The organism is Kitasatospora sp. MAA19, from assembly GCF_029894125.1.
Lineage (GTDB): Bacteria > Actinomycetota > Actinomycetes > Streptomycetales > Streptomycetaceae > Kitasatospora.
This window is the reverse complement of record NZ_JARXYZ010000004.1, coordinates 178549-193313: the sequence shown is the minus strand read 5'-3', so window position 1 is coordinate 193313 and position 14765 is coordinate 178549. Positions and strand designations below refer to the sequence as shown.

General features: G+C 73.7%; 10 protein-coding genes. 5 read left to right on the top strand and 5 right to left on the bottom strand.

The features are described 5' to 3' along the window. Positions 1-92 precede the first annotated feature (92 nt). A complete protein-coding gene (locus P3T27_RS08820; RefSeq protein ID WP_280676104.1) occupies positions 93-1646 on the top strand; it encodes an MDR family MFS transporter in 1554 nt (517 codons plus the stop codon). A gap of 86 nt (positions 1647-1732) precedes the next feature. Here the strand turns inward: P3T27_RS08820 and P3T27_RS08815 are convergent, their stop codons facing one another. Both P3T27_RS08815 and P3T27_RS08810 read right to left on the bottom strand, forming a co-directional pair. Continuing rightward, entirely contained in the window at positions 1733-1981 is a 249-nt protein-coding gene (locus P3T27_RS08815) for a hypothetical protein (protein WP_280676102.1), read from the bottom strand. A gap of 26 nt (positions 1982-2007) precedes the next feature. Then, positions 2008-3180, bottom strand: coding sequence for an inorganic phosphate transporter (locus P3T27_RS08810; protein ID WP_280676100.1), 1173 nt, complete (start codon positions 3178-3180; stop codon positions 2008-2010). Positions 3181-3514: 334 nt separating this feature from the next. On the opposite strand from P3T27_RS08810, the gene P3T27_RS08805 reads away from it, so the two are divergent. After that, positions 3515-5128: an NlpC/P60 family protein gene (locus tag P3T27_RS08805; protein ID WP_280676098.1), complete on the top strand. Its 1614-nt coding sequence runs from the start codon at positions 3515-3517 to the stop codon at positions 5126-5128. A 56-nt stretch (positions 5129-5184) separates the two neighbouring features. Here the strand turns inward: P3T27_RS08805 and P3T27_RS08800 are convergent, their stop codons facing one another. Then, positions 5185-7470, bottom strand: a complete 2286-nt coding sequence (locus P3T27_RS08800) for an FdhF/YdeP family oxidoreductase (RefSeq protein WP_280676096.1) — start codon at positions 7468-7470, stop codon at positions 5185-5187. Between the two features lie 166 nt (positions 7471-7636). Between P3T27_RS08800 and P3T27_RS08795 the strand changes: the two genes are divergently transcribed. Beyond that, on the top strand, positions 7637-9457 hold the full coding sequence (locus P3T27_RS08795) for a serine/threonine-protein kinase (protein ID WP_280676094.1): 1821 nt from the start codon (positions 7637-7639) through the stop codon (positions 9455-9457). 17 nt (positions 9458-9474) lie between these two features. Here P3T27_RS08795 and P3T27_RS08790 read toward each other — a convergent pair whose 3' ends face one another. Together P3T27_RS08790 and P3T27_RS08785 are read right to left on the bottom strand one after the other, a co-directional pair. Next, positions 9475-11394: an FAD/NAD(P)-binding protein gene (locus P3T27_RS08790; protein WP_280676092.1), complete on the bottom strand. Its 1920-nt coding sequence runs from the start codon at positions 11392-11394 to the stop codon at positions 9475-9477. Further along, positions 11391-12356, bottom strand: a complete 966-nt coding sequence (locus tag P3T27_RS08785) for an amino acid ABC transporter permease (protein ID WP_280676089.1) — start codon at positions 12354-12356, stop codon at positions 11391-11393. The genes P3T27_RS08790 and P3T27_RS08785 overlap by 4 nt, the downstream gene beginning before the upstream one ends. Before the next feature lie 668 nt (positions 12357-13024). Here P3T27_RS08785 and P3T27_RS08780 point away from each other — a divergent pair. Next, positions 13025-14194, top strand: a complete 1170-nt coding sequence (locus P3T27_RS08780) for an LLM class flavin-dependent oxidoreductase (RefSeq protein ID WP_280676087.1) — start codon at positions 13025-13027, stop codon at positions 14192-14194. A gap of 53 nt (positions 14195-14247) precedes the next feature. After that, positions 14248-14763 carry a GNAT family N-acetyltransferase gene (locus tag P3T27_RS08775; RefSeq protein WP_280676607.1) on the top strand — a complete coding sequence of 172 codons (516 nt, stop codon included), beginning with the start codon at positions 14248-14250 and terminating at the stop codon, positions 14761-14763. The last annotated feature ends 2 nt before the right edge of the window (positions 14764-14765 follow it).

Sequence of the window (14765 nt, the reverse complement as noted above, 5' to 3'; positions counted from 1 at the left end):
GGCAACGAATTTTCGCCGCGCGCGGACAGCGTCCGCGCCGCCGCCCGCGTACCCCGCCCGCGTATCCCCGCACGCCTCGCCGAAGGACCCAGATGACCGTGACCACCGAGGCCGCGACCGGCACAGCCGCCGCCGTCGACGACCGACCGATGACCCACCGGCAGGTGATGGAGGCGCTGTCCGGCCTGCTGCTCGGCCTCTTCGTGGCCGTGCTCTCGTCGACCGTCGTCTCCAACGCCCTGCCGCACATCCTCACCGACCTGCACGGCGGCCAGTCCGCCTACACCTGGGTGATCACCGCGGCCCTGCTCACCCTGACCGCCTCCACCCCGATCTGGGGCAAGCTCTCCGACCTCGCCAGCAAGAAGCTGCTGCTGCAGATAGCCCTGGTGATCTACATCGCCACCTCGGCGCTGGCCGGCCTCTCCCAGAACACCGGTCAGCTGATCGCCTGCCGGGCTCTCCAGGGCATCGGTGCCGGCGGCGTCGTCGCGCTGGGCCAGATCTGCCTGGCCGCGATGGTCTCGCCGCGCGAGCGCGGCCGGTACAGCGGCTACTTCGGCGCGGTCTTCGCGCTGGCCACCATCGGCGGCCCGCTGATCGGCGGCGTCATCGTGGACACCTCCTGGCTGGGCTGGCGCTGGTGCTTCTACGTCGGCATCCCGTTCGCGATCGCCGCGATCCTGGTGATCCAGCGCACCCTCAAGCTGCCGGTGGTCAAGCGCAAGGCGAAGATCGACTACCTGGGCGCGCTGGTCATCACCGGTGCCGTCAGCCTGCTGATGATCTGGATCACGCTGGCCGGCAAGAACTACGACTGGCTGTCCTGGCAGACCGCCGCGATGGTCGGCGGCGGCCTGCTGCTGGGCGCGCTCGCCGTGGTGATCGAGCGTCGCGCCGCCGAGCCGATCATCCCGCCGGACCTCTTCAAGTACCGCACCGTCAGCCTGGCCGCGCTCGCCAGCGTGCTGGTCGGCGTCGGGATGTACGGCGCGACCACCTTCCTCAGCCAGTACTTCCAGCTGGCCCGCGACAAGTCCCCGACCATGGCCGGCCTGATGACCCTGCCGATGATCCTCGGCCTGGCGCTCTCCTCCACCGTGGCCGGCCGACTGATCACCAAGTACGGCAAGTGGAAGGCCTACCTGGTCTCCGGCACGGCGCTGCTCGCCATCGGTTTCGGCCTACTCGGCACCGTGCGCGCCGACACCGACTACACGCTGCTGTCCGTCTACATGGCGATCACCGGCATCGGCCTCGGCCTGACCATGCAGAACCTCGTCCTGGCGGTGCAGAACACCGTGCCGCGGCACGAACTCGGCGCGGCCAGCTCGGTGGTCACCTTCTTCCGCACCATGGGCGGCGCGATGGGCGTCTCCGCGCTCGGCGCGCTGATGAACAACAAGGTGACCCACTACCTGACGGAGAACCTCGCCGCCGCGCACATCCCGGCCGGCGGCGCGGTCGGCGGCGGGGGCATCCCGGACCTGCACAAGCTGCCGGCCCCGATCGTCCCGCTGGTGACGGACGCGTTCGGGCACGGCGTCGGCATGGTGTTCCTCTTCGCGGCGCCGTTCGCGCTGCTGGCCTTCATAACGGTGCTGTTCATCCGGGAGACCGCGCTGAAGACCAGCCAGCAGGGCTGACCGCCGGCGGGGATGCGCGAAGGGGCCGGGGAGTGTGGACCACACTCCCCGGCCCCTTCGGCGTCCCGGGCGGGAACCGTCGGACGCTACGGCGCGGCGATCAGCACCAGCCCGTAGACGACGGCCGCGGCGCAGAGGCCGAAGCAGACGTAGGCGCCGGCCAGGGCCAGTCGGCCGCCGCCCGCCGCCGGGGCGGCCTCGCCCTCGCGGGCGCTCAGCGCGGCCTCGCGGCGGGACAGGGCCAGGATGCCGAGCGCGAAGACGGCGACCACGGCGACGGTGATGCCGAAGCTGGCACCGGCGGTCTGGGCCAGGGCGTTCCACTTGATGTGCATGGCGGGTGCTCCTCAGCCTGCGGCGCTCAGGCCGCGACCGTGGTCGAGGCGGGGGTGGGGGCGTTCGCGGGGGCGGTCGCGGGGACCTCCACCGGGGTGACGTCGTTGACGTTGTCCGCGCTGATCGGCTGGCGGCGGGAGATCAGCCACATCGCGCCCGAGCCGGCCACCAGCACGGCGCCGACCAGGACGATGCCCCAGGTGCCCTGGCGGACCAGCAGCGCCGCGCCGCCCGAGACCAGTGCGGCGGCCGGCAGGGTCAGCGCCCAGGTGTAGACCATGCGGCGGACCAGGCTCCAGCGCAGCTCGGCCTTCGGGCCGCCGAGACCGGCGCCCATGATGCCGCCGGAGCAGACCTGGGTGGTGGAGAGGCCGAAGCCCATGTGCGACGAGGTCAGGATGACGGTCGCGGCGGCCGACTCGGAGGCGAAGCCCTGCGGCGCCTTGATGTCCGCCAGGCCCTTGCCCATCGAGCGGATGATCCGCCAGCCGCCCATGTAGGTGCCGAGCGCGATCGCGCCGCCGGCCGAGACGATCACCCAGGTGGGGGGCAGCGCGCCGTGCGGCAGGGCGCCGACCGAGACCAGGGTGAGGGTGATGATGCCCATCGTCTTCTGGGCGTCGTTGGTGCCGTGCGCGAGCGAGATCAGCGAGGACGAGAAGATCTGGCCGGTCTTGAAGCCCTTGGTGGCGGTCTCCGCGTTGCCCTTGCGGGTGATCGCGTAGGCCAGCTTGGTGGCGCCCCAGGAGGCCAGGCCGGCGACCAGCGGGGAGGCGATCGCCGGGATCAGGATCTTGGAGAGGACGGTGTCGAAGTTGACGCCGTTCATGCCGACGCCGACCACGGTGGCGCCGATCAGGCCGCCGTACAGCGCGTGCGAGGAACTGGACGGCAGGCCGCGCAGCCAGGTCAGCAGGTTCCACAGGATCGCGCCCGCCAGTGCGGCGAAGATGATCTCGGGGTGGATGCCGGTCTTCTCGTTGACGATGCCGCCGGAGATGGTGGTGGCGACCTTCACGGACAGGAACGCGCCCGCGAAGTTGAGGACGGCCGCGATGGTGACCGCGACCTTCGGCCGGAGGGCTCCCGTCGCGATGGAGGTGGCCATCGCGTTGGCGGTGTCGTGGAACCCGTTGGTGAAGTCGAAGGCGAGCGCCGTGATGATCACAACGGCCACCAGGAACGAGATGTGTTCCATACCCAAACAATCGTCGTAGTTGTCGCACGGAGACGTTGGTGTCGTCGCGACCGTAGGTCTGTTTGGTAAACGGAAGGTGAACTAGGTCGGGAATCGTGGTTCTGATGGTGTCCCAGTGGTGTCCAGCAGCTTTCGGAGGGGTGTCTTTGGTCGCGCTGAGCTGGACATTAGCGAAGTTCGCCCCGGTTCGATCCGGTTTGCTGAGAGCTGTCTCACAGATCAATCGAGAATTAACCTCCCGGTCCGGATGTGCTCTGTTTCCGGCGAGTAACCCGTGGGAGGATCGGCGGGTTCCGGGGAGGCCGGAGAAGGCTGGGGCGGGGAGGACCAACCCATGGGCGGGGCTGCACAGCGCACGGAGGCGACAGGTGTACGGCCCTGGCTGCGGGCGGCGCTGCGGTGCGGAGCCGTCCTCGCGGCCGCCGCACTCGCCCTCCCGCTCGCCACCCAGGCCGCGTACGCGGCCCCCGATCCGGGCGCCCCGATCGCCGCCAGCCCGGGCGACGACCCGCTCGCCGCCGCCAAGGCCACCCTCGGCCCGCTGCTCGACCAGCTGCACACGCTCTACCAGAGCGCCGAGACCGCCACCGAGCAGTACAACGGCGCCGTCGCCAAGGTCACCGAGCAGCAGGCCGCGCTCACCGACCTGCAGGGCCGGCTGGATCGCCAGCAGAAGCAGGTCGACGCCGGCACCGACATCGCCTCGCAGCTCGCCGCGGCCCAGTACCGCAACGGTGCCGCCTCCGCCTACGCCGAGCTGCTGCTCTCCAAGGACCCGTACGAGGCCGTCACCATCGCGGAGCTGCTCGCCGCCGCCAGCCGCTCGCAGTCCGAGTTCCTGGACCGGCTGAAGAGCGACCGCGAGGCCCTCGCGGGCCTGACGAAGCAGACCGAGGACGCGCTCAAGACCTCCCAGACGCTGGTCGCCCAGCAGGACGCCGCCAAGGCCAAGGTCGCCTCCGACCTCGCGTCCGTCGAACAGCTGGTCGCCTCGCTCACCGGCGCGCAGCGCACCGAGCTGGAGAAGCTGGAGAAGGCCAAGGCCGACGAGGCCCAGCTCGCCTTCCTCGCCTCCGGCGCCCTCGGCCAGGGCGAGCGCACCCCGTCGCTGGCCGGCCGCGCCGCCGTCGCCTTCGCGCTCGCCCAGCTGAACAAGCCGTACCTGTGGGGCGGGGAGGGGCCGGACTCCTACGACTGCTCGGGCCTCACCTCGCAGGCCTGGCTGCACGCCGGGCGGCCGATCCCGCGCACCAGCCAGGAGCAGTGGGCCCAGCTCCAGCACATCCCGCTGAACCAGCTCCGCCCCGGCGACCTGGTCATCTACTTCGAGGGCGCCACGCACGTCGCGATGTACATCGGTGGCGGGCTGGTCGTCCAGGCGCCCCGGCCGGGCGCCGTCATCAAGGTGTCGCCGATCGGCTCGATGCCGATCCTCGGGGCAGTGCGGCCCGACCCGTCCGGCGCGGCGGACGAGGCCGGCGGCAGCTGGAAGGTGCCCGACCTGCCCGCCGGTTGGGACACCGTCACCCCGATCGCGCCCAGCCCGGCCAACCAGGTCCCGGCCACCCCGGCCCCCGGCACGCCCGCCAACCCGCCGGCCACTCCGGGCACGCCGTCCACCACCCCGGGCACGCCGTCCGGCACCGGGACGCCCGCCGACCCGGGGACGCCGTCCGGCACCGGGACCACCACGCCCGGCACGCCCACCGGCACTGGCACGTCGACGCCCACCCCGCCGCCGACACCCACCCCGACGCCGACCGGCACGCCGACCGGCCCCGGGACCCCGACGTCGACCGGCACCCCGGCGACGCCCACCCCGACGGGCACCGGCACCCCGAGCTCCACCGGCACCGCCACCACGGGGACCACCGGCACCGCCACCACGGGGACCACCGGCTCGGCGAGCGCCTCGGCCCCGGGCGGCGCCACCGCGGGCACCCACTGAGACCAGCCCCAAGGCCGCCCGGCGTCCCTCGGGACACCGGGCGGCCTTCGCGTCGGTCACGCCGGGGCGCCGCTGTCCGGTTCGAAGCGGACGACCACGGCCTTGGAGGTCGGCGTGTTGCTGATGTCGGCGGTGGAGTCCAGCGGGACGAGCACGTTGGTCTCCGGGTAGTAGGCGGCCGCACCGCCGCGGGCGACCGGGTAGTGGACCACCCGGAAGTGCGGGGCGCGGCGCTCGACACCGTCCCGCCACTCGCTCACCAGGTCGACGAACCCGCCCTCGGCCAGGCCCAGTTCGGCGGCGTCGGCCGGGTTGACCAGGACCACCCGGCGGCCGCCCTTGATCCCGCGGTAGCGGTCGTCCAGGCCGTAGACGGTGGTGTTGTACTGGTCGTGCGAGCGCAGCGTCTGGAGCAGCAGGCGGCCCGGCGGGACCTCGGGGGCGGTGAGCGGGTTGACGGTGAAGTTGGCCCGCCCGGTCGCGGTCGGGAAGGTCCTGGAGTCGCGCGGGCCGTGCGGCAGGGTGAAGCCGCCGGGGCGGCGGACCTTCTCGTTGTAGTCCTCGAAGCCGGGGACGACCCGGGCGATCCGGTCCCGCAGGGTGTCGTAGTCGGCGGCGAAGTCCTCCCACGGCACGGTGTCCCCGGGGCCGAGGACGGTACGGGCGAGCCGGCAGACGATCGCGGTCTCGGAGAGCAGGCCCGGTGCGGGCGGGCGCAGGCCGCCGCGGGAGGAGTGCACCTGGCCCATCGAGTCCTCGACGCTGACGAACTGGGCGCCGGTGCCGGTGACGTCCCGGTCGGTACGGCCCAGGGTGGGCAGGATCAGCGCGCGGGCGCCGGTGACCACGTGCGAGCGGTTGAGCTTGGTGGAGACGTGCACGGTCAGCCGGCAGCGGCGTATCGCGGCCTCGGTGACGTCGGTGTCCGGGCTGGCCGCGACGAAGTTGCCGCCCATCGCGAAGAACACCCGGACCCGGCCGTCGCGCATCGCCCGGATGGTGTCCACCGCGTCGTGGCCGTGCGCCCTCGGCGGCTCGAAGCCGAACTCCTTGCCGAGTGCGTCCAGGAAGGCCGCGGCGGGCCGCTCGAAGATGCCCATCGTCCGGTCGCCCTGGACGTTGCTGTGCCCGCGCACCGGGCAGACCCCGGCGCCGGGGCGGCCCACGTTGCCGCGCAGCAGCAGGAAGTTGACCGCCTCGCGGATGGTGGGGACGGCGTGCTTGTGCTGGGTGAGGCCCATCGCCCAGCAGACGATGACCTTCCGGGAGGCCAGCACCAGCCGGCCGAGCTCCTCGATCTGCTCCCACGGCAGACCGGTCGCGGCGAGCACCTCGGCGCGGTCGGTCGTCCGGGCCTGTTCGTCGAACTCCTCGAAGCCGTGGCAGTGTTCGTCGACGAACGCGCGGTCGACGCCGTCCTGCTCCAGGACGATCCGGTTGAGCGCGCGGAACAGCGCCAGGTCCCCGCCGAGGCGGATCTGCAGGAACAGGTCGGTCAGCTTGGTGCCGTGGCCGACCAGGCCGCGCGCCTGCTGCGGGTTCTTGAAGCGCTCCAGGCCCGCCTCGGGCAGCGGGTTGACGCTGACGATGGTGGCGCCGGCCCGCTTGGCGCGCTCCAGCGCGGAGAGCATCCGGGGGTGGTTGGTGCCCGGGTTCTGGCCGGCCACGATGATCAGGTCGGCCTGGTAGAGGTCCTTCAGGCTGACGCTGCCCTTGCCGACGCCGAGCGTCTCGGTGAGCGCCGAACCGGACGACTCGTGGCACATGTTGGAGCAGTCCGGCAGGTTGTTGGTGCCCAGCCGGCGGGCGAACAGCTGGTACGCGAAGGCGGCCTCGTTGCTGGTCCGGCCCGAGGTGTAGAAGGCGGCGGCGTCCGGGGTGTCCAGCGCGTGCAGCTCCTCGGCGATCAGCGCGAAGGCGTCGTCCCAGGAGACCGGCGTGTAGTGGGTGGCGCCCTCGTCGAGCAGCATCGGCTGGGTGAGCCGGCCTTGCTGGCCCAGCCAGTAGCCGGAGCGCTCGGCCAGCTCGGCGACCGGGTGGGCGGCGAAGAACTCGGCACGGATCCGGCGCTCGGTGGCCTCCTCGGCGACGGCCTTGGCGCCGTTCTCGCAGAACTCGGCCGTGTGCGTCTTGCCCGGTTCCGGCCAGGCGCAGCCGGGGCAGTCGAAGCCGTCCGGCTGGTTGACCTTGAGCAGGGTGGCCAGGGTGCGGCGGGCGCCCATCTGTTCGGCGGCCATCCGCAGGCTGTGGCCGACCGCCGGGAGCCCGGCGGCCGCTTGCTGGGGCGCGGACACCTCGGGGGCGTCCTGCGCCGGGTCGCTCTGCGGGGCCTGCTTGGCCATGACCGCTTCTCCTCGGCTCTGCTCGTCCGGCGGCCGCGCCACCGGCGCCGCCGCGCCGTCGCGGGGGCTCCGGCCCATCCTTCCACCTGGGTGAAGGCGGGGGGAGGGGGGCCGAACGGGCGTCGGTAGAGTCTCGGGGGGTCCAGGAGGGGTGGGGGAGGGGCGGATGCGCGTCGGTGATGTCCTCGACGGCCGGTACGAGCTGGTGGAGAAGCTCGGCCAGGGCGGTTTCGGGGTGGTGTGGCGGGCGCTCGACACCCGGATGCGGCGGCCGGTGGCGGTCAAGGTCATCGGGCACCACGGCGGTGACCAGGCGAAGGCGGCGCTGCGGTTCGTCCGGGAGGCCTGTGCGGCCGGCAACCTGTCCCATCCTCACATCGTCACCGTGCACGACCTCGGCGCGTGCGTGCTCGGCGACCGGCAGGTGACCTTCCTGGTGATGGAACTGCTCACCGGCCGCACCTTGACCGAGGTGCTGCGGGCCGGCCTGCCGGCTCCGGAGCAGAGCCTGCGCTGGGCGCGGCAGCTCTGCGAGGCGCTGGCGGTGGCGCACGACGCGGGCATGGTGCACCGGGACGTCAAGCCGGAGAACATCATGATCACCGAGGCCGGGAGCCTGAAGGTGCTCGACTTCGGCATCGCCCAGCTGGACATCGGCGCGGGCGGGCTGACCACCACCGGGACGATCGTCGGCAGCCCCGCGTACATGGCGCCGGAGCGCTGGACCGGCGGGCGGGTGGACGGCCGGACGGACCTGTACGCGCTCGGCTGCGTGCTGGTCGAACTCTTCACCGGGGCGAGGCCGTTCGGTGGGGACTCGACGCCGGTGCTGATGTACCAGCACCTCAACGAGCCGCCCCCGGCGCTGGATCCGGCGCGGTTCGGGCTGCCGCCGGAGGTGGCCGGGCTGGTCGCCGAGCTGCTGGCCAAGGACCCGGCGGACCGGCCGGCCGACGCCCGGACGGTCGAGCGACGGCTCGGTGGGACGGGCGGGACGCCGGTGCCGTCGGTGCCGTCGGCTGTCGTGCCGCCGGTTCCGCCGGCGCCGCCGACCCTGCCGCCTGCACCGCCGGCCGTTCCGGTGGGGCCGCCGCCTGTTCCGGCCGTCCCGCCGACGGCGGTGGCGCCGGCGGCGCCGTCATCGGTGCTGTCGCCGCTCACCACGCCGCCGGTGGTCGCCGCGCCCCCGCCGGACGGCGTCCGGGCCGCGCTGCGCGAGCGGCGTTCGGCCGCCTTCCGGGCGGCGACCGCGGGCGAGTCGGTGATCCTGCTCCAGGCGGTCGCCCAGGACTGCGTCACCGCGCTCGGCGCCGCCGACCGGGACACCCTGTGCACCTGGCGGGACTTCACCTGGTACCTCAGCCGGGCGGGCGACCTGGACGGCGCGATCCGGCTGCTGTCGACCGTGGTGGAGGACATGCGCTCGGCGCTCGGCCCGACCGACCCGGACACCCTCGGTGCCCGGTACCACCTGGTGTGGTGCATCGGCGAGAGCGGCGCGGCGGTCACCGCGGTCCGGCTGATGTCCGAGCTGCTGCCCGACCTGCACGCCACCTGGGGCCCGCACGACACCCGCGTCCTGAAGGCCCGGCACGACCTCGCGGTCCACCGGGCCAACCGGGGCGATCTCCAGGGCGCCGCGCGCCAGCTGCACGCCCTGCTGCCGGAGCTCGCCCGGGTGCTGGGGGAGGGCCACCCGAGCACCGTCCAGGCCTGGCACGACCTGGCCGGCTACCAGCAGCGGCTCGCCGAGGCCGGCCGCCGGGCGCCGTCCGGAGCCGCCCGGCGGCCGCGGATCAGCCCGATGGAGGCGGTGGTGCTGGTCCGGCGCCTCCTGGCCTGGGACTTCGCCACCGACCAGGAGGCGCGGGCCTGCATCACCGCGCTGGAGCGCGGCACCGGGCTGAAGGGCGTCGCGGAGGTGGTGCTCAACGCCCCGGACCACGTCTCGGCCGAGGACCTGGTGGAGGAGATCTTCGGGCCCTGAGGCGCCGCGCGCGAACGCTACGCGGCCAGGGCGGCCGCCGGCAGCGCGGCCAGTGCCCGCAGCAGTGCGCGGGCGGCGGCGTCGTTCTGCCGGAACCCCGGGGAGTCGGTGCGGGGGCGGGCGAAGGCGGCGGCGGCGCGCAGGCTGGTGTGCGGGCCGAGCGCGGTGCGCCGCGGGTGCGGGGCACCGTCCAGGGCGGGGTCGAGCAGCTGGCTGTCGCCGGGGGCGATGGTGACCAGGCCGGAGCGGTGGGTGTACTCCTCGTCGGCGACCACCTCCTCCACGATCCGCCCGGCGCGGTGCAGTGCGCGCAGCACCGGGTCGAGGGTGCGGGCCAGCTGGTGCTTGGGCAGGTACGCCTCGACCAGTGCGGTGACGGTGACGGTGTGGCCCGGCACGGTGTCGCCGCAGGCCCGCCAGGTGCCGGTGGCCTCGTCCCGCTCGGTCCGGACGCCCGCGCCCAGAAAGCGGACGACCCCGGCCTCGGAGAGGGCGAGCAGCTGGCGCAGCCGGAAGCCGGGCGGGCCGGAGGCGAGGTGGCTGAAGTAGCCGAAGAACCACCCGTCCACCTCCTCGGCGACCGAGCGGGCGGTGAGCCGGCCGGTCGCGAGGATGCGCGGGAGCTGGCCGAACAGCGAGAGCAGGGCGAGGAAGGCGCCGAGGTCGGCGCTGTGCGCGGGGTCGGCGCGGCGGTCGGCGTCGGCGGTGACGTAGGCGCGCAGGTGCTGTTGGAGCTCGTCGGCGGAGCCGAGTTCGAGGCCGGCCAGCGGGTGGTCGAGCCGTTCGAAGTCGATCCGGTCGGCCGGGTCGGGCACGGCCTCGGCGATCAGGGCGGCGAGCCGGGGGGAGTACCAGTCGTGCCGGTCGTACCGGGCCAGGAACTCCGACCAGGGCAGCGTGGTGCGCTCGGGGTGGGCGTGGAACAGCTCGTGGTAGTGCCCGAAGGCGGTCTCCTTGGCCATCAACGGCCAGAAGTCGCGCCGGAGTTCGAGCGGCCCCTCGGTGGCGAGGGCGGCGTCCACGGCGGCCGCGTCGAAGTACCGGGGGAGCGGGGCGGGCGGCCCCTGGAGGCGGTAGCCGGTCTTGGAGTGGTACGGGACGCCGCGCCGGGAGCCGAGGTGCAGCACCGGCTCGCGGCCGGACGGGCGGTAGCGCAGCCCGGCGGAGGCGGGTTCGAAGCGGCCGCCGCGCCCCTCGGTGAGCAGGGCGACCAGGTCGACGGAGGCCAGGCCGAGGCCGCGCAGGACGACGTGCTCGCCGGGGGCGATGCCGTCCAGGTCGGCGTCGGCGTCGGCGGAGTAGGCGGGCGGGAGGTGGAAGCGGCCGTGCCGGGCGGCGAAGTCGGCGTCGGCGGCGTACCGGGGGTGCGGGGTGGAGTCGAGGTGCCCGAGGGTGAGGACGACGTGGTCGGCGGTGAGCGTCCGGTCGGCGAGGTGGACGGTCTGCGGGCCGTCGGCCGGGCCGTCGATCCGCTGGACGGTGTCCCGGTGCACGGTGACCGTGACGTGCGGCGGCAGGTCGGCGACCGCGCGGCGGAACACCCAGTCCAGGTAGGCGCTCTGGGCCCGGCGGGTGGGGAAGTCGGTGGGGGCGAGGGTGTCCAGTTCGGCCCGGACGGCCGGGTCGGCGACCTCCCGGTAGGGCGCGAACTCCCGCTGCCGGAGCGCCCATTCGGCCAGCGAGGGGCCCGGCCGGACCGGCCCGTCGATGGTCGAGCGCTCGTCGGTGAACATGGTGACGTCCTCGGCCATCGAGTTCATCCGCAGCAGCGGGGACTGGTCGTGGCGCCAGATCCGGCCCGCGCCGGGCGGGTGCGGGTCGATCAGGTGGATGTGCAACGGCCGGTCGGCGGGCAGGAGTTCGGTCGCGTTGGCGGCGATCCGCTCCAGCAGGCCGGTGCCGCGCGGGCCCGCGCCGACGATCGCGAGCCGGTTCACGCCGCCACCTCGCGCAGCCGTCGCAGCCCGGCCCGGGCCCGTTGGAGCGGGGTGGGCGGCAGGCCGTCCCGGGTGGCGCCCTTGGCGTAGTGGCGTTCGACGTAGTACTGGCCGATGGACAGCAGGGTGGTGATCGCCAGGTACCAGATGGTGGCGACCACCAGCATCGGGATGACCTGGTACGACTGCAGGTAGACCAGCTGGACCGAGTAGAGCAGGTCGGAGACGGCCAGCACGCTGACGATGCTGGTGCCCTTGAGCGCGCTGATCAGCATGTTCCCGGCGGTCGGCACGATCGAGCGCATCGCCTGCGGGGCGACGATCCGGCGCAGCACCCGCCACCGGCCGAGGCCGAGCGCCGCGGCGGCCTCCAGCTGGCCGCGGTCGACGGACAGGATGCCGCCGCGGATCACCTCGGCGGCGTACGCGGTCTCCAGCAGGGTGAGGCCGATGACGGCGGTGAGGGTGGGGCCGATCAGGTTGACGGTCTTGACGGTGACGAACTCGGGGCCGAACGGGATGCCGAGGCCGAGGGTCGGGTAGAGCGCGCCGATGTTGAAGAAGAACAGCAGCTGCACCAGCGGCGGGGTGGAGCGGAAGACCCAGATGTAGCCCCAACTCAGGGTGCGCAGCACCGGGTTGGTGGACAGTCGCATGCTGGCGAGGCCAGTGCCGAGGACGAAGCCGAGGGCGAGGGTGACGGCGGTGAGCCAGAGGGTCAGGGTGAGGCCGTCGAGCACCGATCGCGCGGTGAACCAGTCGGCGACCACGCTCCACTGGAAGGCCTTGTTGCGGACGATCGAGTGGACGGCCATCGCGGCCAGCAGCAGTGCGATCCCGGCGAAGACCCACTGGCCGGGCCGGCGGCGGGCGACGATCCGGGCGTCCGGGGCGGGGCCGGGCGGCGGGGCGGGGCGGTCGAGGGCGGACGGGGCGGGCAGGACGTCCTGCGGGGTGGCCATGACGGCGGCTCCTGGCGGAGGTACGGGCGGGCGGGAGGTACGGGTGTGGTCACGTACGGCCGTCGCACCGGCCCGCGTCCCTCAACACGGCCGGCGCTGTGCACTGCACTCCGCCGTGATCGTACGCATGCGCGATCGACGGCTGTCAAGGGCGGTCCGGATCCGGATCGAGCCCTGGCCGGGGCCGGTTGCAGGACGACAGGAGATCGCAACAGAGCGGCAATGATGGATGGTTGACGGACCACTCGGGCGGCTGCTCAACTTGAGGTCATGTACGCCGAGCAGCCCCTGGTCACCCGCGACCACATCGACTTCGGTCGGGTGTGGTCCGCGGCGTGTCGCGGCTGACCCGGTAGCGGGCCGCCCGTCCGGCCCTGATCTCCCCCGGGGAGTCCTCCCTCGGTCCGCCCCGTCGCGGGCCGGGATCCGCCGTTCGTAGCTGACGGCGCCCCAGGCGCACGCTGCCGTCCGACGACCTCGCACTGAACTCCGGCAGTACTCCCTCGTCCACGCCTGCCTCCCGCCGAGCCCGGGCGCCGACACCGTTGTCGGCGCGCCCGCCGCGCACCCCTACTCGGTCGGACAGGAACTGACGGCCGTCCCTCCCGGCCGACTCCGGCCTGCCCACCCGCAGTCCGCCGGACTCCGCTCACCCGAAAGGTTCCGCCATGCCCGTCGAATTCCTCGGTATCGCCGCCACCGGCGACGGCTCGGAGACCACCCCCCGCTCCACCGCCGCCTTCGACCGCGACTACACCCTGCGGCTGGCCCGGGCCCACGAGGACCACGGCTGGGACCGGGTGCTCTTCGCGTACGGCGCCGGCTCCCCGGAGCCGGCGGCCGCGGCGGCCTTCCTCGCCTCGCACCTCGACCGGCTGCAGATCCTGCTGGCGCACCGGCCCAACGTCTCCTACCCGACCTTCGCCGCCAAGACCTTCGCGACCCTGGACCAGATCAGCGACGGGCGGCTGACCGTCCACTTCATCACCGGCGGCAGCGACCACGAGCAGCAGCGCGAGGGCGACTTCCTCGCCAAGGACCAGCGCTACGAGCGCACCCGCGAGTACATCGGCATCGTCAAGAAGGCGTGGACCAGCCGGGAGCCCTTCGACCACGAGGGCGCCCACTACCGCTTCAACGACTTCGTCTCCGACGTCTTCCCCGTCCAGCAGCCGCGCCCGGCGGTCTCCTTCGGCGGCTCCTCGGACGCCGCCTACGCGGCCGGCGGCGCCGAGGCGGACATCTACTGCCTGTGGGGCGAGCCGCTGGCCCGCACCGCCGAGCAGATCGAGCGGGTGAAGGAGGCGGCCCGGGCCGCCGGGCGCACCGACGTGCCGCGGATCCAGGTGGCGTTCCGGCCGATCATCGCGCCGACCGAGGAGCTGGCCTGGGAGAAGGCGCACCGGACGGTGGCGGCGATCAAGGCCCGCAGGGCCGCCGGGGACCTGGTCCGCCGGGGCCGCCCGCTCGGCGCCGCGGCCGTGACGCCGGAGAACACGGGCTCCCAGCGCCTGATCGAGATCGCCGAGGCCGGCGAGCGCTACGACCGCGCGCTGTGGACCCCGACCGCCGCGGCCACCGGCGGGGCCGGCAACTCCAACGCCCTGGTCGGCACCCCGGAGACGGTCGCCGAGGCGCTGCTCGACTACTACGACCTCGGCGTGGACATCCTCTCCGCCCGCGGCTACCACCTGCTCGACGACGCGATCGACTTCGGCCGCCACGTCATCCCGATCGTCCGCGAGGAGGTCGCGAAGCGGGACGCCGCCAAGGCCGCCGAGGCGGCGGCCGAGCGGGCCGAGCGCGACCGGCACCAGCTGATCGCGGTGCAGGCGTGAGCGGTTCCCGCACGGGCGGTGCGAGCAGGAGCGGCACGAGTGGCGCGGGCCCGGTGGCCGAGTTCCGCCGGGTCACCATCGACGACCCGCTGGTCGAGCCGCTGCTGCGCGAACTCACCCACGAGTACGTCAGCCGCTACGGCCCCGAGGCGCGCCAGGAGATGACCCGCTATCCCCGGGACGCCTTCGCCGAGCCGCACGGCGTGCTGCTGCTCCTGCTGGAGGACGGCGAGCCGGTGGCCGGCGGCGCGTACAAGCGGTACGACGAGCGCACCGCCGAGCTGAAGCGGATGTGGACGCACTCCGCGCACCGCCGTCGCGGCCTGGCCCGCCGGGTGCTGGCCGAGCTGGAGCGGACGGCGGCGGCCGCCGGCTACGCCCGGATCCACCTCACCACCGGCCCGCGCCAACCCGAGGCCAGGGGTCTCTACCTGGCGGCCGGCTACACCCCGCTGTTCGACGTCGCCGCCGATCCTCCCTCCTTGCCCGCCGACGGGCAGGAGGGGCCCATTCCGATCGGCCCGCTCCCCTTCGAGAAGCACCTGCCGGTGCTGGCTCCGACCCCCTGAAA